General features: G+C 56.9%; 1 protein-coding gene. It reads right to left on the reverse strand.

From position 1 onward, the window contains the following. A partial coding sequence (locus tag AC5RTB_RS16595) for a baeRF3 domain-containing protein (protein ID WP_494062145.1) occupies positions 1-364 on the reverse strand: 364 nt, incomplete at both ends.

The following is a 364-nucleotide window of genomic DNA, read 5'->3' on the forward strand; positions in this document are numbered from 1 at the left end:
TGCCCGCTTATCTCGGCGTCCGCGATGAGTACCAGGGGTTGTGGGCTTGCAGAAAGGATGTCTTCAGTAGCTTTCGATACCTTCGTGACGTATTCAAGCAAACGCGCCTTTCTGAAGTCAGGTGGGCTGTCTCCGTAGACCTGTGCATTCGGAATGTTCGCTGTCCCTACGTTGGGACGCGCAGGAGGACTGGCCTGCACCGGATTCTCATAATCGTTCTCCACTGACGCTCTCTCGGGAAGACTGACCGTGCCCTCCTCAGCCAAGTCATGACGGGACGCGCTGAAGAGACGAGCTTCATCGGCTGTCACTGTCAGGATGGAGAAATGACCGTCTGCGGTCAGCATTGGCAGCAGAGGCCGAA

Source organism: Arthrobacter sp. M71 S08, assembly GCF_059089725.1.